A 23,496-nucleotide genomic window follows, 5' to 3' on the forward strand; every position below is an offset into this window, starting at 1 on the left:
CGCTCCTGATGCACCGCCTCATCTGGAATAAAACCAGAACAGGCGCCATGTTCTAGTTTAGTTCATGACAAATAGCAAGGGCTTACAAACTGGAGGGGCTTATTCGCTCAGAAAGTGCCGCCGAGATCGGCAAAATCGATGATTTCGACCGCGCTGCCGGCGATGCGCGCCGCATCATGCGCCGGCCGCACCAGCAGGCCGTCGGCATGGGCGAGGAAGGACAGCATCGAGCTGTCCTGCACGCTGAACGGGGTCACGACCGGCAGGCCGCTGCCGTCGCGGCCGAGCCGGCAGCGCACATAGTCCTGGCGCGTGTCGTTGGCCGCGACATCGCTGCCGAGCACGGCGCGCCGCGTCGCAACGGGGCTGCCGGGCAGGCCCGACAGGCGCTCGATGGCCGGCTTGAGGAACAGTAGGGCGCAGACCATGGTCGATACCGGATTGCCCGGCAATCCCAGCGCCGTCTGCGCCGCACGCTCGGCGAACATCAGCGGCTTGCCCGGGCGCATCGCGATGCGCCAGAAATCGAGGTCGAAACCCTGCGCCTTGAGCGCGTCCTGGACGAGGTCATGCTCGCCGACGGAGGCACCGCCCAGCGTCACCAGCAGGTCGCACGACAAGCCGGCGCTGATGCGCGTCCCGATGTCCTCGTGCGTGTCGCGCGCGATGCCCAGCAGGATCGCCTCGCCGCCCCAGCCGCGCACGAGAGCGGCCACCGCCAGCGCGGATGACGAGAGGATCTGGTTCGGCCCCACCGGCTCGCCCGGCATGACGAGCTCGTCGCCCGTCGCGAGGATGCCGATGCGCGGCCGCCGGTGCACCGACAGCCACGGCGTGTTCATCGCCGCCGCCAAGGCGACGTCGCGCGGCGCAAGGCGGCGGCCGGTCTCGATCCCGACAGTGCCGGCTGCGAAATCAAGCCCGCGTCGGCGGATATGCCGCCCCGGCTGAGCCCCCTCGAGGATCGTGACGGTGCCGGCCGTCTCGACCTTGGTGTTCTCCTGAATCACGATCGTGTCGGCGCCGGCCGGCACGGGCCCGCCGGTGAAGATGCGGACCGCTTCGCCGGCGCCCAGCGTCCCCGCATAGGCGCCGCCAGCGGGCGCCTGTCCCACCACGTGCAGCGTGGCCGGCAGCCTGCCGCAATCGACGGCGCGCACGGCGTAGCCGTCCATCGCCGACAGGTCGGCGAACGGCTGGTCGAGCCGGGCCACGACGGGTGCCGCCAGCACACGTCCGGCGGCGTCCGCGATGGACACCGTTTCTGCCGGCAGCGGCGCGTGCCGCGCCACGATCCGGGCCAGCGCCTCGTCTACCGTGAGCATGCGCGAACCTCGTCCTACTGCGCTTCGTAAGTGCCGGATTTGCCGCCCGACTTGCGGACCAGCCGCAGGTCGGTGATGGTCATGCCGCGGTCGACTGATTTGCACATGTCGTACACGGTCAGCGCCGCGACCGAGGCCGCCGTCAGCGCCTCCATCTCGACTCCCGTCCGGCCCGTCAGCTTGCAGGTGGCCTCGATGTCGACGGCAGCGCGCGCTGCGTCGCAGCGCAAGGTCACCTGCACCGACGTCAGCGCCAGCGGATGGCAGAGCGGGATCAGGTCGGGCGTGCGCTTGGCGGCCATGATGCCGGCGAGCTGCGCCACGGCGAGCACGTCGCCTTTCTTGACCACCTTGTCCTGGATCAGCTTCAGGGTGTCGGGACGCATGGTCACGGTGGCGCGTGCCGTGGCCAGCCGCTCGGTCTCGGCCTTGTCGCCGACATCGACCATGCGCGCATTGCCTTCGACGTCGAAATGGGTCAGCTCGGCCATGGCAGCCTCCGTCATCCCGCGGCGTCCGCCAGCGGCAGCGGGTCGGCGAGCATGGCGCGCACGGCGGCCGCGACGTCCTGCTTGCGCATGAAGCTTTCGCCGATGAGGAAGCAGCGGGCGCCGACCCGCGCCATGCGGGCGAGATCCGCGGCGCTGTCCAGGCCGCTCTCGCAGATCAGCAGGCGGTCGCGCGGGATTGCGCGCGCCAGCGCCTCGGTCGTGCCGAGGTCGACCTGCAGCGTCTTGAGATTGCGGTTGTTGATGCCGATCAGCTTGGTGTCGAGGGCGAGCGCACGCTCCAGCTCGGCCGCGTCATGCACCTCCGCCAGCACGTCCATGTCCCAGCGCCGCGCCAGGCAGCACAGCTCGCGCGCCAGCGCCTCGTCGAGGCAGGCCATAATCAGCAGGATGCAATCGGCGCCCAATGCACGGCTTTCGACGACCTGGTAGGGGTCGAGCATGAAGTCCTTGCGCAACGCCGGCAGCGTCGGCGCGGCGGCGCGGGCGGCTACGAGATAGGCGTCATTGCCCTGGAAGTAGGGCGTGTCGGTCAGCACCGACAGGCAGGTGGCGCCGCCCGATGCGTAGGCAGCCGCCAGCGCCGGGGGATCGAAGTCGGCCCGGATCAGGCCCTTGGATGGCGAGGCCTTCTTGATCTCGGCGATCAGCCCGTAGCGCCCGCCATCCGCCGCCGCCTGCAACGCGGCGCCGAAGCCGCGGGGCGCTTCGGCACGGCGCGCATCAGCCTCCACCGCCGCCAGCGGCCGCTCCGCCTTGCGCCGCTGAACCAGCGCCGCCTTGTCGGCGTTGATGCGGTCAAGCGCGGTGCCGGTGGCGGCGAAGCCGGCGATCATCTGCAGGGTGGTGGCGTCTGCGGGCATTGCCTGGGGTCCTTGCCGATCTGGCCGCTGTCAGGGGCGCTGCCCATGGTCTACGCGATGCGCCGCCGGTCCGCTATCTATCCCTTGGCCGCACCGCAGATCGCGATCAGCTTGTCGAGCGCGGCTTTGGCCTTGCCCGAGGCGATGGCCTGGGCGGCCATGGCGGCGCCGTCCTTGATGGTCGAGGCCTTGCCGGCCACGGTCAGGGCGGCGCCGGCATTGAGCAGCACGATGTCGCGGAAGGCGCTCTTCTCGCCGCTCAGCACGCCGCGGATCGCCGCCGCGTTGTAGGCCGGGTCTCGGCCCTTGAGCTGCTCCAGGGTCGCGCGCGGCAGGCCGGCTTCCTCGGGTGTGATCTCGAGCTCGCGGATCGTGACGCGGCCGCCGTCGTGCGACATCATCTCGGCGGCGAACGTGGTGGTCGTGGTCGTGATCTCGTCCATCCCGTCGGCGCCGTGCACGACCAGCGCGCGCTCGAGCCCGAGCTGGCCCAGGGCTTCGGCGACCGGCCGCACCCATTTGCGGTCATAGACGCCGACCAGCTGGCGGCGCACCAGGGCCGGGTTCGACAGCGGGCCCAGCATGTTGAAGATGGTGCGGGTTGGCGCCAGCTCGACCCGAGGGCCGGCGACGTTGCGCATGGCGCTGTGGTGGCGTGGCGCCATCAGGAAGCAGATCCCAGCCTCCCGCAACGATTGCTCGAGGGTCTCCACCGGCAGCTCGAGGCCGACGCCCAGGGCGCCCAGCACGTCGCCGGCTCCCGACTTGGAGGTGAAGGCGCGATTGCCATGCTTGGCCACCGGCACGCCGCAGCCGGCGACCACCAGCGCCGAGGCGCTCGACACGTTGTAGGTGCCGTGATGGTCGCCGCCGGTGCCCACGATGTCGATGGCGCCCGGCGGGGCGTTGACCCGCAGCACCTTGGCGCGCAGCACGGCGGCGCCGCCGGCCAGCTCGTCGGCCGTCTCGCCGCGCACGCGCAGCGCCATCAGGAAGGCGCCCATCTGGGCCGGCGTGGCGTTGCCTGCGGTCATGATGTCGAAGGCGCGCTCGGCCTCGGGCCGCGTCAGACCGGCGCCGGTGCCGACCTTGGCCAGAAGCTGCCGGAATTCGTCGATGTCTCCGCTCACCACACCGCCCTCGGGAAATCACGTCCGAGGCAGCTATAGCCACTGTGCCGGGGCAAGTCGACCAGCGCATCCGAACAGGGCAGGGAGCCTAAAATACAACTATAGATTAGTTCTATGTATCATAGAATCTACTAATAGGAATTTAAGGCGAATTGAAAGGTCGCAGTGATCCGATGACCGAAAAAGCGGGCCCTGCGCGAGTAGCGTTGTCGTGTTGAGCAGCCAGTGATCATCTGACTGCGTGGAGCGGCGAGACGTGACCACCTTCCATCAACCCACTATAATCGGAGAATGACCGCCGTGCCCGAACCCTCGCTCGAACTCCTCCAGGTGATGGTCCAGAAAGCGCTGGACGGCATCGCCCGAATGGAGGTGGGGCAGCGCGAGATCATCCAGCGGCTTGGCCGGCTGGAGCGGCTCACCGCCGACCTGCACCAGGATTGGGCAACGCAGTCGCTGCGCATGGACAATATCGGCGACCGGCTCACCCGGATCGAGACCCGCATTGGCTTGGTGGAGGGGTGAGTCCAGCCGACCAGATCAGCACGCCAATGCGCATCACCTGGGGTCGCCGGGCGGGCTGAGCCCGGCTGTGCCCCAGGATCTTCCGTGCGAAGGCCTAGCGGCCGTCGCCACCGTGGCTGCTCAGGGACCGCATCCAGGAGTCGCCACGCGGCCGCGACGGCCCGCGCGCAGGTCCGGACGCCCGCGACGCGCCGTCAGCGCCCGGATGCCCTTTGCCATGGCTGTGGCGTCGCTCGCCGCGCGGCCCATGCGCGCGCGCGCCGTCGTCGTTGTGGCGGGCACCGTCGCGCCGGCTGTCGGCATGGGCCGGGCGTTCCCGCTTGGGCGTAGGATGATTGCGGCTGGCCGGGTCGGCGCCGCCACGCGTGCCATCACCACCGCGATGAAGATGGCGCGTCGACCGGTCCTCGTGTCGCGGCGACTCGTTGCGCCCACCGGCGCCATGGCCCCGCTGCCCGCGGCCGGGATGCTCGCTGCGTCGCCCGCCATGGCCGCCGCCACCGCCACCGCCATGGGTGCGGCGACCCTGCAGGCTGGCCGGCGGCGGCGCCGTGACACTGCCGTTGGCGATGCCGGCGTGGTGGAACGGATGGTCGGTCGACACCGGTATCTTCTGGCGCGTGGTGCGCTCGATGTCGCGCAGATAGCCGGCTTCGCCGGCATCGCAGAACGCGATCGCCGCGCCGTCGGCGCCGGCGCGCGCCGTGCGGCCGATGCGGTGCACGTAGCTCTCGGGCTCGTTGGGCAGGTCGAAGTTGAAGACGTGCGTGACGTCGTCGATATCGATGCCGCGGGCCGCGATGTCGGTGGCCACCAGCACGCGCAGCCGGCCTTCCTTGAACTGCGCCAGCGCCTTCTGGCGGGCGCCCTGGGACTTGTTGCCGTGGATGGCGGCGGACGGCACCGCAGCCTTGTCCAGGGCCTCGGAGACCTTGTTGGCGCTGTGCTTGGTGCGGGTGAAGACCAGCGCGCGGCGGATTGACGAGTCCTGCAGCAGGTGGACCAGCAGCTCGCGCTTCTTGGCGGTGTCAACGAACATCACCTGCTGGGCGATGCGCTCGACGGTGGTGGCCGGCGGAGTCACCTCGATCCTCACCGGCTCGCGCAGCAGGTCGCGTGCCAGGGTGGCGATGTCGGCCGGCATGGTGGCCGACAGCAGGGCCGTCTGGCGCGCCGCCGGCAGTGTGCGCACGATGCGGCGCACGTCGTGGATGAAGCCCATGTCCAGCATGCGGTCGGCTTCATCGAGGACGAACACCTCGAGCTCGCCCAGGGACACGGCGCGCTGGCCGATCAGGTCGAGCAGGCGGCCCGGTGTCGCCACCAGGATGTCGACGCCGGGCTGCAGCGCCTGGATCTGCGGCCGTTCGCTGACGCCGCCGAAGACGCATGCCACACGCAGCGGCAGGAAGCGGCCGTAACGGTTGAAGCTCTCGGCGATCTGCAGCGCCAGCTCGCGCGTCGGCGCCAGGATCAGCGCGCGGCAGGTGCGGCCGGCCGGCCGCCGGCGCGCCGCCGCCAGGCGGTGCAGGATCGGCAGCGCGAAGGCCGCGGTCTTGCCGGTGCCGGTCTGGGCGATGCCCAGCAGGTCGCTGCCGGCGAGCAGCGGCGGGATCGCCTTCTGCTGAATCGGGGTAGGGGTCTCGTAGCCATCGGCGGCCAGCGCGCGCGAGAGGGGCTCGGCAAGCTGGAGGTCGGTGAACGAAGTCATTGTTGTGATGTTTCTTTCCAAACAGACATGCCCGGCCCGCAAACGGGGGCGTGAGGGCATCGCGGGCGCGCAATCGCGACGCACGTCTGGGCGCGCGCGGACGGTCCGCATTCAAACCCTTGGCTCGCGACGGCGGGTTCTGGGAGGTCTCAGCAGCGCGCTGATATGCCGGCTCGAAGCGGGCGAGGCGCGTTACCGCGAGAAGAGGTCAAACGCGTAAACGTTTGATGGCGAACGATATGCGGGTTTTGATATCGGATGTCAACCACGCATCGACGCATGGCATACCGGCTATACGCCACGGTGCGGAGGCATCCGTGGCTCGCTAGACGGTGAAGGGCTATCGCCGAGCAGGGCCTCGAACAGGCCCACATCGAGCTCGTGGCGGTGTGGCGGGTTGGCGCCACTGCGGCTGCAGGTGACGGCGGCACACGCGGCCGCGAATGTCAGTGCCCGGTGCAGCTCATTCGTGCTTATCGTGGCGAGCGCATCGGGGGCGATCCGGTTGATTTCACGCAACGCCATCAGCAGCGAACCCTGGAAGCTGTCACCGGCGCCGACCGTGTCGACGACGCGGGCGGGTGGCGTCGCCACGTCGACTCGTCCGGCGCTGCGATGCCAGGCCGAAGTCCCGCGCTCGCCGCGCGTGATCACGACCAGGCTGGCGCCATCCTCCATGAGCGCCGCGGCCTTGGACTCATGGTCGTCGCCGCCATAGAGAAAATCGAAGTCGACATCCGACATGCGCACGATGTGCGCACGCTTAGCGAATGAGTCCATGCGGGCGGCGTAGAGCGCCTTGTCGCGCACGAGGTTGGGTCGGCAATTGGGGTCGAACGAGACCGTGGTCGAGCCGCGTGCGTCATCGACCATCGTCAGCGTTTCCGTCGATGCCGGTTCGTTGACAAGCGTCGTCGATCCGACATGCAGCGCGTCGATCGTCGTGAAGTCGATCGCGCCGGATCGGTAGGTCCAGCGTTGTGCCGCCGTGCCGTCATCGTAGAAGACGTAGTGCGGCTCGCCGGCGATGAAATGCACGAAAGCGAGCGTGGTTTCATGCGGACTGCGGGTCGCGTAGCGCAGGTCGACGCCCGATCGCTGTGCATGATCGGCGATCATCTGCCCGAACAGGTCGGTCGAGATGCCTCCCATCAGCCCGGTGGGAGCGCCGAGGCGAGCCATGGTCACCGCGACGTTGAGGCAGGAGCCGCCGACAACCGGGATGTATGCATCACGCCCGTCACCGGTGCTCGCGGGCATGAAATCGATCAACGCATCACCGCAGCTCAGGAGCACGGCACGCTCCCGTCAGCCGCCGAGGTTGTCGGCGGCGAAGCCTGCCATGACCGCGCGGCCCTGCCGGTCGAGCTGCCGCAGCAGCTGATAGGCCTGTCGCTTCGCGGCGTGATAGCGCGCCAGGCCTGGTGCCGTGGGAGACGTCGATGGCCCGAGACGGGACATGGCACGCATGGCGTGCGGGATCGACGGGTGGGCCGCACCGGCAACAGCGCCCAGCATCGAGGCACCGAGCAGGACCGGCTCCGCCGTCGCCGGCAGGGCGACGGTCAAGCCGGTCGTGTCGGCTATGATCTGTCTGACCAGGGGGCTGCGGCTTGCGCCGCCGCTGATCACCATCATGCCGCAACGAACCCCTTGCGCGCCCATGGCGTCGACCACTTCCGCCAGCCCATAGGCAAGACCGCACAGCCCGGCCACGAACAGGCGCTCGAGGCTCTCGATGTCGTTGTCGAGATCGAGGCCGGCGATGATGGCGCGCACATCGGGGTCGGCATGCGGTGAGCGATTGCCCAGGAACTCGGGCAGCACGTGGATGTCGCGCGCCAGCAAGGCGGCGTCACCCGGCGAGCCGCAGCGTGCTGCCAGGCGCCGTTCCAGGAAGTCGAGAATGTCCAGGTTGGCAGCGCGCGCGGCGGCAGCGGCCTCGGGGTAGGCGGGGTGTGATCGCACGAGATGGTCGATGCCGGCGCCGGCCGCGGATTGGCCGCCCTCGATGAGCCACAGACCGGGAACCATGGCCGAGAAGTATGGTCCCCAGACCCCCGGCACGAACTGAGCCTGGGCGGTCGTCGCCATGATGCAGGCGGACGTGCCCATGATGTACGCCAGCCGATCAATCGCGGTGGCCGGCTCACCGGACGGATCGGCGCTGCCCACGGTGCCTATGCCGCCGGCATGCGCATCGATCAGCGATGCGCCCACAGGCGTGCCGGTCATCAGGCCGAAATCCGCGGCGGCGCTGCTGGTCAGGCCGCGTCCCAGCGCCGTGCCGGGCTCGACGATCTCGCGGCCGATTTTCCGATAGCCGTCGGCGGTCAGCGCGCCGAGGCCGATCCGCTCGAAATAGGCGTCGCTCCAGCGCCGTTCATGCGCGAGATAGGTCCATTTGCATGTCACCGTGCACATCGAGCGCGCCGTGCTGCCGGTGGCACGAAACGACAGATAGTCGGCAAGATCGAAGAAATGCCCGGCCGCCTCATAGGTCGCCGGGAGGTGCCGCTTCAGCCACAGCAGCTTGGGCGACTGCATCTCGGGTGAGATGATGCCGCCGACATAGCGCAGCACGTCGTCGCCGGTTTCGGTGATGTGCCGTGCCTCGGCCGTCGCGCGATGGTCCATCCAGACGATGACGTTGTGCGACGGATCGCCGGATCGGCTGATGGTCAGCGGCTGGCCGGCAGGATCGAGCGCGACCAGGGAGCAGGTGGCGTCGAAGCCGATGCCATTGACGGCGGATGGCGGCAGCGCCGCGGTTTTCATGGCCGTCCGGACAGCCAGCGCACAGGCGTTCCAGATATCCGAGGACGACTGCTCGAAAATGCCGCCGGCCTCGTGCCACGTGGTGATCGGATGACGCGCGGTCGCCAGCAAGGTACCGTGGGCGTCGAAGATGCCGGCGCGGGCGTACGTGGTGCCGACGTCGACGCCGATGAAGGCACGCCGCGCCGCGCCGCTCATATCATCGGGCTCGGGGCTACCAGCACGTGTAGCCGCCGTCGGCGAGGACGACGCTGCCGGTCATCAGGCTGGCGGCATCGGAGGCAAGGAACAGCACCACGGACGCGATCTCCCGCACGTCGCCGAGGCGGCCCATGGGTGTGCCGCCGATCCAGGCATCGTACATGGCCGGCTTGGATTTGACGAATTCATTGAGCGGCGTGGCGATATAGGTGGGGGCCACGGCGTTGACGCGCACGCCGCGGCTTGCCCATTCGGCGGCGAGCGACTTGGTGAGGTGATGAACGGCGGCCTTGGATGCGTTGTAGTAGCTCTGCTCCTGCGGCTTGTTGACGATGAAGCCGGACATCGAGCCGACATTGACGATGACGCCGGACTTCGCGGCCAACATGTGCCGGCCGAATGCGCGGCAGCACCAGAACGTGCCGTTGAGATTGACGTCGAGAACATTGAGCCAGTGCTCGTCGGTCACGGTCTCGGCCGGCGTTTCGCTGCGGGCGATGCCGGCGTTGTTGACCAGGATGTCGATCCTGCCGTGATGCGCCACGACATCGGCGGCGACCTCGGCGACCTGCGACGGCAGCGTCACATCCATGGCGACGACCTCGGGGTCATGTCCCTTGGCCTGGAGGACGGCGCGGCCTTGCTCCGCCAGCGCCCGGTCGCGATCAGCGATGATCACCTTGGCCCCGGCGTCGGCGAGCGCCTCCACGCAGGCCAGCCCTATGGCGCCGCCGCCGCCGGTGACAAGCGCGACGCGGCCATCGAGCTTGAACAGGTCCAGGTACATGGCACGTCCCTCGCATGCGGATTGAGGATTCTCGGCGGAGCCCCGGTCAGCTCATCCAGTTGCCGCCATCGACGTTGATGGTCTGGGCGACGACGTAATCGGCCTCGGCCGAGGCCAGGAAGACGGCCGCACCGGCATGGTCCTCGGGATATCCCATGCGGCCGTACGGCACCGCGGCGCCGACCAGCCGCTTCTTCTCACCCGGCGGACGCCCCTCGTATCGGGCGAAGAGCGCATCGACCTCGGTCCACATGGGCGTGTCGACGACGCGGGGCGCGATGCTGTTGACGTTGATCCGGCGGCGTAGCGCTGCGCGATGGCGGCGCCGATGCCGCGGGCGCCGCCGGTCACGACGGCGACCTTGCCGGCGAGCTTGCTCATCGGATGGCCGTCCCGCTCTTGTCGAAGCGGTGGATGCGCGTCGGATCGGGCCGCAGCCGCACGCTGTCACCCTCGCCAAGGCCGAGCTCGCCGACACAGCGCACCGTGATGCTGCCGATTTCGGGCGTGTCGACGTAGAGGAACGTGTCGCTGCCCAGATGCTCGGCGGCGCGGACGGTTCCGCTCCAGCCGTCGCCGTCGCGGCTGACCGTCATGTGCTCGGGCCGGACGCCGATGGTGGCCGCGCCCCGGTGCTGTTCCGTCTCGCGCTCGATCATGTTCATGCGCGGCGAGCCGATGAAGCCGGCGACAAACAGGTTGGCCGGCCGCTCGTAGAGCTCCAGCGGCGTTCCGTATTGCTCGATGCTGCCGGCGTTGAGCACCACGATTCGATCCGCCATCGTCATGGCTTCGACCTGATCGTGGGTGACGTAGATGGCGGTGGTCTTGAGCTGCCGCTGCAGGCGGGTCACTTCCTGCCGCATCTGCACGCGCAGGGCGGCGTCGAGGTTGGATAGCGGCTCGTCGAACAGGAACGCCTTCGGCTCACGCACGATCGCCCGTCCGATCGCCACCCGCTGGCGCTGGCCGCCGGAGAGCTCGCGCGGCTTGCGGTCGAGGTAGCTCGTGAGATTGAGGATGGCAGCAGCGGCGTCGACCTTGCGGTCGATTTCCGGCCGCGGCAGGCCGGCCATCTTGAGCCCGAACGCGATGTTGCCCCGCACGCTCATGTGCGGGTAGAGGGCGTAGGACTGGAACACCATGGACAGGCCGCGCCTGGCCGGCGGCACGTCCACGACATTGGCGCCGTCGATCATGATGCGGCCGCTGGTGACGTCCTCGAGGCCGGCGATCATCCGCAGCAGCGTGGTCTTGCCGCAGCCCGAGGCGCCGACGAACACGACGAAGGATCCGTCCTCGATCTGGAGATTGGCTCCGGGAATGACGACGTGGGGGCCGAAGGCCTTGCGCACGTCCTGCAGGGTGATGCTTCCCATGGCGAACCTATTTGACGGCGCCGAAGGTCAGTCCACGGACAAGCTGCCGCTGGGTGAACCAGCCGAGGACCAGGATGGGCGCGATGGCGAGCGTGGAGGCGGCGGACAGCTTGGCCCAGAACAGCCCTTCGGGGCTGGAGTACGAGGCGATGAACACCGTGAGCGGCGCGGCTTCCGAGGTCGACAGGTTGAGCGTCCAGAACGCCTCGTTCCACGCCAGGATGACGTTGAGCAGGATCGTCGAGGCGATGCCCGGCACCGCCATCGGCGTCAGCACGTAGACGAGCTCGCGGCCGATCGTGGCGCCGTCCATGCGCGATGCCTCCAGGATGTCCTTGGGGATTTCCTTGAAGTAGGTGAACAGCATCCACACGACGATCGGCAGGTTGCTGAGGCAGAGGATGCAGAGCAGCCCGATGCGGCTATCGAGCAGCGCCAGGTCGCGGAAGATGAGATAGATCGGGACCAGGACGCCGACCGCCGGCATCATCTTGGTCGACAGGATCCACAGCAGAATATCGCGCGTGCGCCGCGACGGCACGAAGGCCATCGACCAGGCTGCGGGGATCGCGATCACCATGGCAACCAAGGTCGAGCCGCCGGCGATGATGATCGAGTTCGGCGCATGGTGCAGGTAGTTGCTGCGCTCCTGGACGGTGGCGTAGTTCTCGGTCGTCCACTGGAAGAGCAGGAACGAGGGCGGCGTGTTGAACGCTTCCAGCTCGGTCTTGAAGCTGGTGATCGCCATCCACAGGATCGGGAAGAAGATCACGAAGCCCACGATCCAGGCGGCGACCGTGGCCGTGACCGTGTGCGCTACCGCGACGCGTCGGGCCATGGCGTCAGGCCTCCAGGTTGCGGCCGACGATGCGGACGAGGAAGAAGGCCAGGATGTTGGCGACGACCACGGCGACCAGGCCGCCGGCCGATGCCGTGCCGACGTCATAGTGCATCAGCGCCTGCGAGTAGATCAGGAACGCGATGTTCGTCGTCTGCAGGCCGGGGCCGCCGCCTGTGGTCACGAAGATGTCGGCAAACACCGACAGCAGGAAGATGGTCTCGATCAGGATCACCACCGTGATCGGCCGCGCCAGATGCGGCAGCGTGATGTAGAGGAACGTCGAGAGCGAGCGGGCGCCGTCCATTTCGGCCGCTTCGCGCTGCTCGGCGTCAAGCGACTGCAGCGCCGTCAGCAGGATCAAGGTCGCGAACGGCAGCCACTGCCAGGAGACGATCAGGATGATGGCGAACATCGGCGCCTCGGCGAACCAGTCGATCGGCTCCAGGCCGAGGGAGGTCGCGATCCAGGCGAAGAGGCCGGAGACCGGGTGCATCAGGAGGTTCTTCCAGACCAGCGCGCTGACCGTCGGCATGATGAAGAACGGGCCGATCACCATCAGGCGCACGACGTTGCGACCCAGGATGGGCTGGTCGAGAAGCAGGGCGATGAGGATGCCGAAGACGACCGTGATGGCCAGCACCGATCCGACCAGCACCAGCGTGTTCCTGAAGGCGGCGAGGAAGGCGGGATCGGTGAGGAAGTAGTAGTAGTTGTCGAGGCCGGCGAAATTCTCCATGCCGGGGTTGAGCAGGTTGTAGTTCAGGGCCGAGAAATAGATCGTCATCGCCAGCGGGACGATCATCCAGACGAACAGCAGGATGATCGTCGGCGACAGCATGAGCCGGCCAAGCGTGCGCGCTTGCTGAGTGGCCATGGATCTGTGGCTCCCTTGCCTGGATCGGGAGGCTATTCGACGCAGCCGCGTCTACCGTGCGGCGGTGCCGAAGCGCGACAGGCTCCGGCACCGCTCGAGGCGCGCGGCTATTTGAGGTAGCCGGCGCGCTTCATCTCGCGTTCGGTCGCCGACTGGGCCGCCGACAGGGCGGCATCGACCGTTGTCGACCCCGACAGCGCCGCGGAGAACTGCTGCCCTACCGCGTGCCGATGCCCTGGAACTCGGGGATCGCGGCATACTGGATGCCCACATACGGCACCGGCTTCACCGCCGGATTGTTGGGATCGGCCGAGTCGATCGACGCCAGGGTCAGCTTCGCGAACGGCGCCGCCTTGAGGTAGTCGGCGTTGCGGTACAGCGACGTGCGCGTGCCCGGCGGCACGTTGGCCCAGCCTTCCTTGGCGGCGACGAGCTCGGTGTAGCTCTTGCTCGTGGCCCAGCCGATGAACTTCTCGGCGGCCTCGACCTTCTTCGAGCCGGCGGGAATGGCGAGGCTCCAGGCCCAGAGCCAGTTGGCGTTCTTGCCCAGGCCGGTGTTGGGCGCCAGGGCGAAGCCCACCTTGTCGGCGACCTTCGATTCCTTCGGGTTGGTCACGAAGGACGCCGCGACCGTGGCATCGATCCACATGGCGCACTTGCCGGCGTTGAACAGCGCCAGGTTCTCGTTGAAGCCGTTGGAGCTGGCGCCCGGCGGGCCGGCCGCCTTCATGAGATCGACATAGGTGACGAGCGTCTTCTTCCACTCCGGACCGCTGAACTGCGGCTGCCACTTCTCGTCGAACAGGCGTGCGCCGAACGAGTTGGCCATAGCGGTCAGGAACGCCATGTTCTCACCCCAGCCGGCCTTGCCGCGCAGGCAGATGCCGTAGACCTCGGCCGTCTTGTCGGTCAGCTTCTTCGCGGCGTCGATCACGAAGTCCCAGGTCGGCTTCTCGGGCATGTTGAGCCCGGCCTTGGCGAACAGGTCGGTGCGGTACATGATCATCGAGCTCTCGCCGTAGAACGGTGCGGCGTAGAGCTTCCCGTTGGCGGAGACCGCGGCGCGGATCTTCGGCAGCAGATCGTCCACGTCATAGTCGGCGCCGAGCTTGTCGAGCGGGACGAGCCATTTCTGCTTGGCCCAGATCGGCACCTCGTAGGTGCCGATGGTCAGGACGTCGAACTGGCCGCCCTTGGTCGCGATGTCCGTGGTCACGCGCTGGCGCAGCACGTTCTCCTCGAGCGTGACCCATTTCACCGTGATGCCCGGATTCTTGGCAGTGAAGTCGCTCGTGAGACCCTGCATGCGGATCATGTCGCCATTGTTGACGGTGGCGATCGTCAATGCGGTCTGCGCCGACGCCGTGGTCGTGGCGGCCAACAGGGCAACGGAGCCCAGAAGGACTCCAACGGTGGTTCTCATGTTTCCTCCCGGCCTCGAGTTGAGACATTGCTCATTAGAGAGCATATGCTCAAGGCGCGATCATATCGCTCACACCCTGGACGCGGCCTGTCAACCGCATTCAGGCGTGCGGAAGCTGCGTGCCGGGGCAGATGATCAACTCGCCGCCAGCAGGGCCCGGGCGGTCGCTTCGTCGGTGATGAGGCCGTTCAGCATGCGGCCTTTCAATGCCGCGCGCATGGCGACGACCTTGGAGGGTCCCAGGGCTGCGCCGACCGTGAGCATGGTGTCCGATACGCAATGGGGCACGCTCGTGACCCGCAGGTTGGTGCCGCCGTCGATGATCTGGCCCTGCGCGTCGAAAGCCCAGCCGGTCAGCTCGCCGACGGCGCCCAGGCGCATGAGCTCCAGCAGCTCCTCGCGCGAGATGAAGCCGTCGACATGCAGCTGCGCGCCCTGATCGAGCTGCCCGACCCCGACGAGCCGCAGGTCGGCCTGCTCCGCCATCGCGTGCACCCGCATGACGGAGTTGATCTTCAGCAGCTGGGCGCGCTCCGCCTTGGACGAGACGAAGACCGGCAGCGGCATGGGATAGTGGCGCGCCTTGGTCAGGTCGGCGAACCGGCCGATCGTATCGAACAGGCTGGCGGAGCCGTCGGGGGAAATGTTGCCCACCAGCGACACCAGCTGATGGTTCGGGCAATCCATGGATGGCAGCTGCTCGACCGAGGCGCGCATGGCGCGCCCGGTGCCGATGCCGATGATGGCCGGCTTCTTGCGGCGCAGGATCGATTCCAGGACGGCGGCGGCCCGCTCGGCGATGCCGGCCGTGGAGGCCGGTGAGGCCGGATCGCTCGGGACGACCTCGCAAAGGCGCAGCTCGAACGTATTGGTCAGCCGTGTGGCCAGCTCCATGCAGGCGGCGATCGGATGCTCCAGGCGGAAGGTGATGAGGCGCTCCGCCAGGCACAGCGACACCAGGCGCTGGGCGGTGGGGCGCGACACATTCAGCACCCGGGCGATCTCGTCCTGGGTCTTGCCGGCGATGAAATAGAGCCAGCCGGCGCGGGCGGCATTGTCGAGGCGCAACTTTTCGCTATCGGACAGTTCCATGGCCACCGCCTGTCGCGTGCCCGTCCTGCTGAAGCGATAGGGCGATCAATTGCTCATTGTATGAACATTCGCTCGAAATTGGTAGCGTCCTGTCATCCCGAGCGCGGCGCGGGATGACAGGTGGCCGGCCGGCGCGGCCTCAGTTCAGCGTCGCAAGCGCGCGCAGCACCTCGTCGGGCTTCTCGTGGCCGACCAGGTGCCCGGCCTGTGGGATCGTCACGACTCTTGCGTCGGCGAGGGCGCTGCGGAATGCTTCGGCATAGGGCAGCGGGATCAGCCTGTCGTTCTCGCCCCACACGATCAGCGTGCGCGCCTTGATGCGGTAGAGCCGGTCCGACAGGCCGCGGTCGGGGATCGGGAACAGCATCTTGCCGGCCATGCCCAGGCGGCGGGCGTTCATCACCATGAAGTCGGCCAGGAACTTGATGTCGTTGAGGTCACCGCCCGGCGCCATCAGCTTGCTGCCGCGCTCGACGTCATGGAAGAGATAGCCCGGCAGCTCCTGCGGCAGCATCGCGAACAGGTCGGGCAGCGGGTGCTGCGCCAGCCACAGGCCGGCCGAGGCGACGAGGCACAGCCGCTCGATCTCGTTGGGCGCCAGCGCCGCCATCTCGGCCGCGATCATGCCGCCCATCGACAGGCCGCAGACCAGCGGCTTGGCGAGCCCCAGCGCGTCGGACACGTCGTAGGCGTGCAGCGCGATGTCGAGCATCGTGCGCAGCCGCTCCTCGCCGGTGGAGTCCTCGTAGCCTGGCAGCAGGGGCGCATGCACGCGATAGCGCGTCGCCAGCGCGGCCAGGAACGGATCGTCGCGCATCAGGCCGCCGGCGCCGTGCAGGAACAGCAGGGGCGGGCCGTCGCCGCCTTCATACACGCGAACCTTGGCGCGGCCGCCGGCGACGTCGATCAGACGGGAGGAGAGAGGCATGGTGTGCTCGGGAAGCTGTGACTGTTGAGTGGGCAGCCTGTGTCATCCCGCGCCGTGCCCGGGATGACACCAAGCCACGACATGTCCTATTCCGCGGCCAGCCGGCGCTCGGAATCCTGCATCGGCTTGATCCAGAAGCGGTCCTCGTTGCGCCACTCCGGGAACATCTCGGCCTTCAGGCGCGGCATCACCTTCTCGGCGAAGAGCTGCGTGGAGTGCCGCACCTTGTCGCCCGGCATGTCGCCGACCTGGAACAGGGCGAAGATGTTGCCCACGCGCAGCGTCTTGGCGAGGTCGACCATGCGGTCGTAGACCGTCTGCGGCGAGCCGGCGATGACGTAGCCCTGGTCGACGAGATCCTTCCAGGTGAGCGTCGGATAGTTGCGCAGCTGCGCCTGGGTGAGCTGCGTGATCATGTTGGCCTGCAGCGTCTTGATCGTGCGGTAGCCGGGCGCGTCGGCGAAGCCCGGATAGACATGCAGGCAGCGATTGTAGAAATAGTGGACGTGCGGCGCGTACAGCCGCTCGGCTTCGGCATCGGTGTCGGCGACGCAGATCACCTGCGCGAAGCCGCCGCGATAGGGGCTGTCGTCCTTGCCGCTCTTGGCGACGCGCTCCCAGTAGCCGTCCATCAGCTGCTTGGCGCGCAGATAGCCCGAGTAGCTGAGGTAGCAGTAGGTGTAGTCGAACTCGAGGCAGAAATCGTAGGTCTCCAGCGATCCGCCACCGGGGATGAAGATCGGCGGCCGCGGCCGCTGGATCGGCTTGGGCCAGCAATTGACGTAGCGCAGCTGCGTGTAGCGGCCGTTGAACGCGAACGGCTCGTCCTCGCGCCACGCCTTCATGATCAGCTCGTGCGCCTCGGCGTACTTCTCGCGCGTCAGCGCCGGGATCTGGCCGTAGGCGTAGTTGGTGTCCATCGACGTGCCGACCGGGAAGCCGGCCACCAGCCGACCGCCGGTGATCACGTCGAGCATGGCGAACTCCTCGGCCACGCGGATCGGCGGGTTGTAAAGCGCGATCGAGTCGCCCAGCACCATCACCGCTGCCTTCGACGTGCGCCGTGCCAGCGCCGCCGCCATGATGTTGGGCGACGGCATCAGGCCGTAGGCGTTGGCGTGGTGCTCGTTCACGCCCAGCGCGTCGAAGCCCATCTTCTCGGCGAACTCGAGCTGATCGAGGTAGTCGTGATAGATCTGGTGGCCGCGCTTGGCGTCGTAGAGCGTCGTCGGGATGTCGACCCACACCGAACGATATTTCTCGCGGAAATCGTCCGGCAGATGCGGCCACGGCATCAGGTGGAACCAGGTGAACTTCATCCCGTCCTCCGGCGGTGCATTGTTTTTCGCCGGCAGCCTAGCGACTGCCGGCGATCATGAACAACTGTTCATCCCGTGCTATCCGCGCTGCGGAACACCGCAGCGATGTGCCGGAACCGGCTCAGGCGGGCGTCAGCAGCTTCAACCCGACGATGCCGCAGACGATCAGGCCGATGCAGGCCAGGCGCAGCACCGCCGTCGATTCGCCCAGCACGAGCATGCCGACAATCACGGTGCCGACGGTGCCGATGCCGGTCCAGATGGCGTAGGCGGTGCCCAGCGGCAGGGTGCGCAGGGCGAGGCCCAGCAGGCCCAGGCTCGCCGCCATGCTGACGATCGTCGCGATGGTGGGCAGCGGACGCGTGAAGCCGTCGGTGTATTTCAGGCCGACGGCCCAGCCGATCTCGAGAAGGCCGGCGAAGAAAAGATAGACCCAAGCCATGGCAACCCTCCGGTCCATGACAGGGTCGTCCCCGTCGATCGATCATAGAAAAACGCCAGGTCGTCCTGGCGTTCATCATTATATGGGGATGGCCAAGGCCCGTTTCAAGGTCGGGCCGCGGCGCTCCAGCGCCGCATCCGGCGCGTAGCGCCGGACCTATGAGCGGCGCTGGAGCGCCGCGGCCCGACCGAAATCAAGGACCGTCCAGAGCCTGCGCGCGGATGGCGCGCACGATGGCGGAGTCGGGCTGCAGATACTGGTTCATGATATCGAAGTGGTTGTAGCCGGGCAGCACCTCGACGGCCGGATCGAGGCCATGCCGGCGCAGGTGGTGCGAGTAGGCGAACGACTGCTCGATCCAGCGCCATGGCTCGCGCCCGCCGGCCAGGATGGCGACCGGGCAGGCCAGCATCGGCGCACGCTGCGCCACGTTGTGGCGGGCGGCGAGCTCGGGCGTGAGGTTGAGCTCGGCGTTGACGGTGGTTCGTATCGCCGGCGCCGGATCGAAGATGCCGCTGATCAGCACCGCGCCCCTGATGAAGCCGGGGTCGATGCCCTGGGCGCGCCAGTCGGCGGCCAGCACCTCGGCGCCGAGATGCGCGCCGGCGGAGTGTCCCGATATCGTGATGCGGGCCGGATCGCCGCCGAAGCGGGCGATCTCGCGGCGCGTCCAGGCGACGGCGGCGATCGCCGAGGCGGCGACGCCGTCCAGCGTCGCGGCCGGACAGAGCTCGTAGTTGGCGATCACCGTGGTGATGCCCAGCGCCGCCAGCGTGCCGGCGACGAAGGCGAAGTTCTCCTTGTCCTGCGCCCGCCAATAGCCGCCATGGAGGAAGACATGCACCGGCGCCGCGCCGGCCGACGCCGCGGCGGGAAAGATGTCGAGCTTGTGCAGGGCGTGCGCGCCATAGGCGACGTCCAGCGTCGCCGTCTTCTGCGCCCGCGCGGCGCCGTTGCTGGCGGCGCGCTCGGCCTGGTAGTCCTTGAAGTGCGGCACGGCGCGCTGCGGATTGTAGTGCAGCTCGTGCTCGTCGTCGGTGAGGGGCTCGTTGGTCATCGCGTGCGGCTCTCCTAGCGGCGGTCGACGGTGCGTTGCAGGGCGCGGCCGGTCAGCATCAGCGCAAAGGCGGTGATCAGCACGGCAAGCCCGGGGAAGAGCGAGATCCACGGCGCCAGCAGGATCGCGTCCTTGCCCTGCTGCAGGATGGCGCCCCAGTCCGGCGTCGGCGGCTGCACCCCCAGGCCGAGGAAGCCGAGCGCCGCCTGGATCTGCAGCACCAGGGGGAACTGCACGATGTACTGTATCAGCACCAGCGGCAGCACATTGCGCAGCACGTGGCGGCGCAGGATCATGGTCTCCGGCAGCCCCAGGCCGCGCGCCGCCTCGACATAGGTCTTGCCCACCTCGCTCACGGCGCCGGCGCGCGCGATGCGGAAGAAGACCGGCAGATAGATCACGCTCAACGCGAAGATGAGGTTCGCGGTCTGCGGCCCCAGCACGCCGGTGACGATCACGCCGAGGATGATCGGCGGGAAGCTCAGGATGACGTCGACGAACCGCCCCAGGCCGAGGTCGATCCAGCCGCCGAAGAAGCCGGAGACCGTGCCCGCGACGCCGCCGACCGCGGCCGCGATCAGCAGGGCGCCGGCGCAGATCGCCAGCGTGATGCGGGTGCCGTGGATGACGCGCGCGAAGATGTCCCTGCCGGTGTCGTCGGTGCCGAACAGGTGCGCGGCCGTCGGTGGCTGCAGCGCGTTGGCGACGTCGATGTCATAGGGCGACTGGCCGCTGAACAGGCCCGGCGCGATGGCCACCAGGCCGAGCAGCGCCAGCACGAGGCAACCCAGCGCGAGCCCCGGTTCGCGGCGCAAGGTGCGCGACCAGCGCGGCAGCAGGGGCAGGGGAGCGGTGTCGGTATCGGCCATCGTCATCAGGCCAGCCGCACGCGCGGGTCGATGACGCGGTACAGCAGGTCGACACCCAGGTTGACCAGCATGGCTGCGACGACGACAACGAGCAGCGCGCCTTGCAGGACAGGATAGTCGCGGGTCTGGATCGCGGTCAGCAGCAGCCGGCCCAGCCCGGGAATGGCGAATAGCGACTCCACGATCACCACCCCGCCCAGGATCTGGGTCAGCATCAGGCCCATGAAGGTGACCAGCGGGATCGCGATGTTGCGCAGGATATGCTTGAAGAACACCAGGCGTGCCGGCACGCCCTTGGCGATGGCGGTGCGCACATAGTCCTGGTGCAGGGCCGACACCACGTTCTGGCGCACGAACTGGCTGTAGGCCGCAGCCTGCAGCAGGCCGAGCGCCAGGATCGGCAGCACCAGGATGGAGAGATTGTCCGCCAGCGACTCGCCCGGCGCGGCATAGACCAGCGGCGGCGACCAGCCCAGCATGGACGAGGCCAGCACCAGCAGCATCAGGCCGGTCCAGAACACGGGTGCGGCCAGGCCCAGCAGGTTGAAGGTCTGGATCAGCGTGTCGGGCCAGCAGTCTTCATAGACGCCCGACAGCAGGCCCAGCGGCACGCCGACCACGGACGCCAGCGCCAGCGTCAGCAGCGCAATCTCCAGCGTGACCATGAAGGCGTCCGTCACCATCATGGCGACCGGGCGGCCGCTGGCCCAGCTGGTGCCGAAATCACCCTGCAGCGCGGCGCCGATCCAGCTGCCGTATTGCACCCACACCGGCTGGTCCAGGCCGAAGAAGGCGCGCAGCGAGCGGCTGGCCGCCGGATCGCTGGTCTGGCCCAGCATCTGCGCCACCACGTCGCCCGGCACCGCGCGCACGATCAGGAACACGACGATCGAGGCCAGCACGGCCGTGACGACCGAGGCTGCGAAGCGGCGGGCGAGATAGCGGGTCATGGGGGCTATTTCCTCCCCCAACTTTGTTGGGGGAGGTGGCCGAAGGCCGGAGGGGGAGCCGACGCGGTCCATGTAGCAGAGACCACGTCGGCTCCCCTCCGCCCCTTCGGGGCACCTCCCCAGCAAAGCTGGGGAGGAAGAAGGCAAATCGTCACTTCTTCAGGTACGCCCGCGCCAGGCCGTAGAACCAGCCGGTCGGATGCTGCTGGTAGTTCTGCACCGCCTCGCTGCGCACGCTGACATGGTCGGCGCTGAACAGCATCACGGTCGGCACCGTCTCGGCCAGCACCTTCTGGAACTGCACGTAGTCCTCCTTGCGCTTGGCGGCGTCGGTCTCGCTCAGGCCGCGGTCGAGCAGGGCGCTGGCCTCGGCATTGGCCCAGTTGCGGAAATCGGCACCCTCGGGCGTCTTGTGGAAGTGGCGGTAGAACAGCAGGTGCGGATCGGGCTGCGTCGCCCAGTCGTTGAACGTGAGGCCCATCTGCTTGGACTGGAAGTTCTTGATCCAGACCCCCAGATCGATGCGGCGGATGGCGAGGTCGATGCCGGCCCGCGCCAGCTGCTGCTTCATCGTGACGGCCGCCGGATCCATCCAGTCGTAGCCGTTGATGGTGGTGAGCGTGAGGCTGAGCCCGTTGCCGTGGCCGGCAGCGGCCAGCAGCGCCTTGGCCTTCTCGATATCGGGCTTCTGGTTGGGCAGGCTGTCGAGCGGCGCGCCCCAGCGCTCCTGCATCGCTGGCACCATGGTGCCCAGCACCTTGCCGTAGCCGCCGACGGCGGCGCGCATGATCTCCTCGCGGTCGAGCGACAGCGCCACCGCCTGGCGCACGCGCACATCGCCCAGCGGCGCCAGCTCCGAGCCCAGGTCCAGCGCCTTCTGGTTCAGCGACGGCCAGCGCTCCAGCGCCAGCCCCGGCGCCTTCTCGACCTGCTGGATGTCCTGCGGGCGGGTGAGCAGGGCAAGGTCGACGCGCTTGTTGCGCAGCGCCACGATCAGGCTGGCGCTGTTGGGCACGAACAGGATGTTGATGCGGTCGAGATAGGGCGCGTCTTGCTCCCAGTAGTGCTCGTTGCGCACCAGGGCGAGGTGGCTGTTGGGCTTGAACTCGGCCAGCTTGAACGGGCCCGTGCCGACGCTCTTCTGGTTTAGCGCCTGCTTGGCGTCGGGAGCATCGAAGTACCCGGCCGGCACCACGCCGCCATACTTGTTGCCCAGGGTCATGGGCAGGGCCGCGTTGGGCTTGGACAGCGTGAAGCGCACCGTCGTGTCGTCGACGGCGTCGATGGCCGTGACCAGCGTCAGGTCGCCGGCGCCGGGCGAGCCGTTCTTGGGGTCGCGCAGGTAGTTGTAGCTGTAGGCCACGTCCTTGGCGGTCATCGCCTGGCCGGTGTGGAACTTCACGCCCGACCGCAAGGTCACGGTGTAGACCAGGCCGTCGGGCGATACCGTGTAGCCCTGCGCCAGCAGCGGCATCGCCTCGCCCGACGCGGCCTCATAGAAGAGGCCCTGGTAGATCAGCACCGTGAAGCGGATGCGCGCGTCGGCGCCCTGGTGGTAGGGATCCAGCGCCGGCGGCTCGACCAGCGAGCCGAAGGTGAGCGTGCCGCCCTTGGAGGCCCCGGCCGCCTTCGGACCGTAAAGCTCCTGGGCCGCGGCCGGCCTCGCCGGCAGGCCGGTCAGCGCGGCCAGGCCGGCGGCCGTCAGCACCCAGCGGCGCGTTGCGTTCATTGCGGGCCTCATTCTTTTCGCTCCCTTCTGGTGGCCTTCATGGTGAGCTTGTCGAACCATGAAGGCCTCGCACAGCGGTCCGTGCGTGGCGCTTCATGGTTCGACAAGCTCACCATGAAGCTTTTCCTTTTACTCGGTGTACGCCACGACGAGCTCGATCTCGACGGCGGCGTTGCGCGGCAGCTCGGCGACGCCGACGGCGGAGCGCGCATGCCGGCCCTTGTCCTCGAACAGGGCGACCAGCAGGTCGGAGGCGGCGTCGATCACCTTGGGCTGGTCGTTGAAGCCGGGGGCCGAGGCGACGAAGCCCGTGACCTTCAGGATCCGCTCGACGCGGGCCAGGTCGCCCAGGGCATCGGCCAGGCAGGCGATACCCTGCAGCACGCAGATGCGGGCCTCCTCGCGCGCGGCATCAAGCGACACCTCGCGCCCGACCTTGCCGAAGACGCGCACCTCGCCGTCGACCTTGGGCAGCTGGCCGCTGACATAGGCCACGCCCTGATGCAGGCTCACCGGCGTGTAGTTGAAGGTCGGCTGCGCCGCCGGCGGCAGGACCAGGCCCAGGCGCTTCAGTCGTTCAGCGATCATGTCGTCACCCCTCTGTCGTCCCGAGCGAAGCGAAGGATCTTGCGGTGCGTCGATCGCACGAGCGGTGCGATGGGAGGGAAAAAGACTTCATCACAGAGACACGGAGGGCACAGAGGAACACAGAGAAAACCAACTGCGCGCCGTCGGCGCGCAACATTCTTCTTTCTCCGTGCTCC

Annotated in this window: 21 protein-coding genes and 2 pseudogenes; 1 reads left to right on the forward strand and 22 read right to left on the reverse strand. The window is 68.1% G+C overall.

Annotated features, from left to right (window positions below):
- Window positions 1-107 precede the first annotated feature (107 nt).
- From FHP25_RS11085 to trpD, 4 genes are all read right to left on the reverse strand, one after another.
- Complete coding sequence (locus tag FHP25_RS11085) at window positions 108-1,325, reverse strand: molybdopterin molybdotransferase MoeA (RefSeq protein WP_147846991.1); 1,218 nt, start codon at window positions 1,323-1,325, stop codon at window positions 108-110.
- 14 nt (window positions 1,326-1,339) lie between these two features.
- Window positions 1,340-1,816, reverse strand: coding sequence for a cyclic pyranopterin monophosphate synthase MoaC (gene moaC / locus FHP25_RS11090; RefSeq protein ID WP_147846992.1), 477 nt, complete (start codon window positions 1,814-1,816; stop codon window positions 1,340-1,342).
- An 11-nt stretch (window positions 1,817-1,827) separates the two neighbouring features.
- Window positions 1,828-2,670, reverse strand: coding sequence for an indole-3-glycerol phosphate synthase TrpC (gene trpC, locus FHP25_RS11095; protein WP_147847085.1), 843 nt, complete (start codon window positions 2,668-2,670; stop codon window positions 1,828-1,830).
- 104 nt (window positions 2,671-2,774) lie between these two features.
- Window positions 2,775-3,815 carry an anthranilate phosphoribosyltransferase gene (trpD, locus tag FHP25_RS11100; RefSeq protein ID WP_231712297.1) on the reverse strand — a complete coding sequence of 347 codons (1,041 nt, stop codon included), beginning with the start codon at window positions 3,813-3,815 and terminating at the stop codon, window positions 2,775-2,777.
- 303 nt (window positions 3,816-4,118) lie between these two features.
- Between trpD and FHP25_RS11105 the strand changes: the two genes are divergently transcribed.
- Window positions 4,119-4,352, forward strand: coding sequence for a hypothetical protein (locus tag FHP25_RS11105; RefSeq protein ID WP_147846994.1), 234 nt, complete (start codon window positions 4,119-4,121; stop codon window positions 4,350-4,352).
- 94 nt (window positions 4,353-4,446) lie between these two features.
- On the opposite strand, the gene FHP25_RS11110 is transcribed toward FHP25_RS11105, so the two are convergent.
- From FHP25_RS11110 to FHP25_RS11200, 18 genes and pseudogenes are all read right to left on the reverse strand, one after another.
- Window positions 4,447-6,063, reverse strand: a complete 1,617-nt coding sequence (locus FHP25_RS11110; protein ID WP_147846995.1) for a DEAD/DEAH box helicase — start codon at window positions 6,061-6,063, stop codon at window positions 4,447-4,449.
- A gap of 291 nt (window positions 6,064-6,354) precedes the next feature.
- On the reverse strand, window positions 6,355-7,359 hold the full coding sequence (locus FHP25_RS11115; RefSeq protein ID WP_147846996.1) for a carbohydrate kinase family protein: 1,005 nt from the start codon (window positions 7,357-7,359) through the stop codon (window positions 6,355-6,357).
- Between the two features lie 12 nt (window positions 7,360-7,371).
- Window positions 7,372-9,039 (reverse strand): FGGY-family carbohydrate kinase, encoded by a 1,668-nt coding sequence (locus tag FHP25_RS11120; protein ID WP_147846997.1) that lies wholly within the window; start codon window positions 9,037-9,039, stop codon window positions 7,372-7,374.
- A 16-nt stretch (window positions 9,040-9,055) separates the two neighbouring features.
- Complete coding sequence (locus FHP25_RS11125; protein ID WP_147846998.1) at window positions 9,056-9,829, reverse strand: SDR family NAD(P)-dependent oxidoreductase; 774 nt, start codon at window positions 9,827-9,829, stop codon at window positions 9,056-9,058.
- A gap of 46 nt (window positions 9,830-9,875) precedes the next feature.
- Window positions 9,876-10,136 (reverse strand): annotated as a pseudogene (locus tag FHP25_RS41825) (SDR family oxidoreductase); the annotation flags it as partial.
- Between the two features lie 70 nt (window positions 10,137-10,206).
- Window positions 10,207-11,208, reverse strand: a complete 1,002-nt coding sequence (locus FHP25_RS11140; protein WP_147846999.1) for an ABC transporter ATP-binding protein — start codon at window positions 11,206-11,208, stop codon at window positions 10,207-10,209.
- A gap of 7 nt (window positions 11,209-11,215) precedes the next feature.
- Window positions 11,216-12,046 (reverse strand): carbohydrate ABC transporter permease, encoded by an 831-nt coding sequence (locus tag FHP25_RS11145; protein ID WP_147847000.1) that lies wholly within the window; start codon window positions 12,044-12,046, stop codon window positions 11,216-11,218.
- Window positions 12,047-12,050: 4 nt separating this feature from the next.
- Window positions 12,051-12,923 carry a carbohydrate ABC transporter permease gene (locus tag FHP25_RS11150; protein WP_147847001.1) on the reverse strand — a complete coding sequence of 291 codons (873 nt, stop codon included), beginning with the start codon at window positions 12,921-12,923 and terminating at the stop codon, window positions 12,051-12,053.
- Between the two features lie 107 nt (window positions 12,924-13,030).
- Window positions 13,031-14,346 (reverse strand): annotated as a pseudogene (locus FHP25_RS11155) (ABC transporter substrate-binding protein).
- 135 nt (window positions 14,347-14,481) lie between these two features.
- On the reverse strand, window positions 14,482-15,438 hold the full coding sequence (locus tag FHP25_RS11160) for a sugar-binding transcriptional regulator (RefSeq protein ID WP_147847002.1): 957 nt from the start codon (window positions 15,436-15,438) through the stop codon (window positions 14,482-14,484).
- Between the two features lie 139 nt (window positions 15,439-15,577).
- Window positions 15,578-16,366 carry an alpha/beta fold hydrolase gene (locus FHP25_RS11165; RefSeq protein ID WP_147847003.1) on the reverse strand — a complete coding sequence of 263 codons (789 nt, stop codon included), beginning with the start codon at window positions 16,364-16,366 and terminating at the stop codon, window positions 15,578-15,580.
- A gap of 86 nt (window positions 16,367-16,452) precedes the next feature.
- Window positions 16,453-17,685, reverse strand: coding sequence for an LLM class flavin-dependent oxidoreductase (locus FHP25_RS11170; RefSeq protein ID WP_147847004.1), 1,233 nt, complete (start codon window positions 17,683-17,685; stop codon window positions 16,453-16,455).
- 121 nt (window positions 17,686-17,806) lie between these two features.
- Entirely contained in the window at window positions 17,807-18,127 is a 321-nt protein-coding gene (sugE, locus tag FHP25_RS11175; protein WP_147847005.1) for a quaternary ammonium compound efflux SMR transporter SugE, read from the reverse strand.
- A gap of 193 nt (window positions 18,128-18,320) precedes the next feature.
- Window positions 18,321-19,184 (reverse strand): alpha/beta hydrolase, encoded by an 864-nt coding sequence (locus FHP25_RS11180; protein WP_147847006.1) that lies wholly within the window; start codon window positions 19,182-19,184, stop codon window positions 18,321-18,323.
- Window positions 19,185-19,198: 14 nt separating this feature from the next.
- On the reverse strand, window positions 19,199-20,059 hold the full coding sequence (locus tag FHP25_RS11185) for an ABC transporter permease (RefSeq protein ID WP_231712287.1): 861 nt from the start codon (window positions 20,057-20,059) through the stop codon (window positions 19,199-19,201).
- On the reverse strand, window positions 20,059-21,003 hold the full coding sequence (locus FHP25_RS11190; RefSeq protein ID WP_147847008.1) for an ABC transporter permease: 945 nt from the start codon (window positions 21,001-21,003) through the stop codon (window positions 20,059-20,061). The genes FHP25_RS11185 and FHP25_RS11190 overlap by 1 nt, the downstream gene beginning before the upstream one ends.
- 151 nt (window positions 21,004-21,154) lie before the next feature.
- Window positions 21,155-22,732 (reverse strand): ABC transporter substrate-binding protein, encoded by a 1,578-nt coding sequence (locus FHP25_RS11195; protein WP_218578324.1) that lies wholly within the window; start codon window positions 22,730-22,732, stop codon window positions 21,155-21,157.
- A gap of 129 nt (window positions 22,733-22,861) precedes the next feature.
- A complete protein-coding gene (locus tag FHP25_RS11200) occupies window positions 22,862-23,320 on the reverse strand; it encodes a RidA family protein (protein WP_147847010.1) in 459 nt (152 codons plus the stop codon).
- Window positions 23,321-23,496 lie beyond the last annotated feature (176 nt).

It is taken from the genome of Vineibacter terrae (genome assembly GCF_008039615.1).
Classification (GTDB): domain Bacteria; phylum Pseudomonadota; class Alphaproteobacteria; order Reyranellales; family Reyranellaceae; genus Vineibacter; species Vineibacter terrae.

What these genes read in the sequence shown, in the direction of transcription:
- FHP25_RS11085 (WP_147846991.1), bottom strand. Translation starts at nt 1,325, where the DNA reads ATGCTCACGGTAGACGAGGCGCTGGCCCGGATCGTGGCGCGGCACGCG.
- moaC (WP_147846992.1), bottom strand. Translation starts at nt 1,816, where the DNA reads ATGGCCGAGCTGACCCATTTCGACGTCGAAGGCAATGCGCGCATGGTC.
- trpC (WP_147847085.1), bottom strand. Translation starts at nt 2,670, where the DNA reads ATGATCGCCGGCTTCGCCGCCACCGGCACCGCGCTTGACCGCATCAAC.
- FHP25_RS11105 (WP_147846994.1), top strand. Translation starts at nt 4,119, where the DNA reads ATGACCGCCGTGCCCGAACCCTCGCTCGAACTCCTCCAGGTGATGGTC.
- FHP25_RS11110 (WP_147846995.1), bottom strand. Translation starts at nt 6,063, where the DNA reads ATGACTTCGTTCACCGACCTCCAGCTTGCCGAGCCCCTCTCGCGCGCG.
- FHP25_RS11120 (WP_147846997.1), bottom strand. Translation starts at nt 9,039, where the DNA reads ATGAGCGGCGCGGCGCGGCGTGCCTTCATCGGCGTCGACGTCGGCACC.
- FHP25_RS11125 (WP_147846998.1), bottom strand. Translation starts at nt 9,829, where the DNA reads ATGTACCTGGACCTGTTCAAGCTCGATGGCCGCGTCGCGCTTGTCACC.
- FHP25_RS11140 (WP_147846999.1), bottom strand. Translation starts at nt 11,208, where the DNA reads ATGGGAAGCATCACCCTGCAGGACGTGCGCAAGGCCTTCGGCCCCCAC.
- FHP25_RS11145 (WP_147847000.1), bottom strand. Translation starts at nt 12,046, where the DNA reads ATGGCCCGACGCGTCGCGGTAGCGCACACGGTCACGGCCACGGTCGCC.
- FHP25_RS11150 (WP_147847001.1), bottom strand. Translation starts at nt 12,923, where the DNA reads ATGGCCACTCAGCAAGCGCGCACGCTTGGCCGGCTCATGCTGTCGCCG.
- FHP25_RS11160 (WP_147847002.1), bottom strand. Translation starts at nt 15,438, where the DNA reads ATGGAACTGTCCGATAGCGAAAAGTTGCGCCTCGACAATGCCGCCCGC.
- FHP25_RS11165 (WP_147847003.1), bottom strand. Translation starts at nt 16,366, where the DNA reads ATGCCTCTCTCCTCCCGTCTGATCGACGTCGCCGGCGGCCGCGCCAAG.
- FHP25_RS11170 (WP_147847004.1), bottom strand. Translation starts at nt 17,685, where the DNA reads ATGAAGTTCACCTGGTTCCACCTGATGCCGTGGCCGCATCTGCCGGAC.
- sugE (WP_147847005.1), bottom strand. Translation starts at nt 18,127, where the DNA reads ATGGCTTGGGTCTATCTTTTCTTCGCCGGCCTTCTCGAGATCGGCTGG.
- FHP25_RS11180 (WP_147847006.1), bottom strand. Translation starts at nt 19,184, where the DNA reads ATGACCAACGAGCCCCTCACCGACGACGAGCACGAGCTGCACTACAAT.
- FHP25_RS11185 (WP_231712287.1), bottom strand. Translation starts at nt 20,059, where the DNA reads ATGACGATGGCCGATACCGACACCGCTCCCCTGCCCCTGCTGCCGCGC.
- FHP25_RS11190 (WP_147847008.1), bottom strand. Translation starts at nt 21,003, where the DNA reads ATGACCCGCTATCTCGCCCGCCGCTTCGCAGCCTCGGTCGTCACGGCC.
- FHP25_RS11195 (WP_218578324.1), bottom strand. Translation starts at nt 22,732, where the DNA reads ATGAACGCAACGCGCCGCTGGGTGCTGACGGCCGCCGGCCTGGCCGCG.
- FHP25_RS11200 (WP_147847010.1), bottom strand. Translation starts at nt 23,320, where the DNA reads ATGATCGCTGAACGACTGAAGCGCCTGGGCCTGGTCCTGCCGCCGGCG.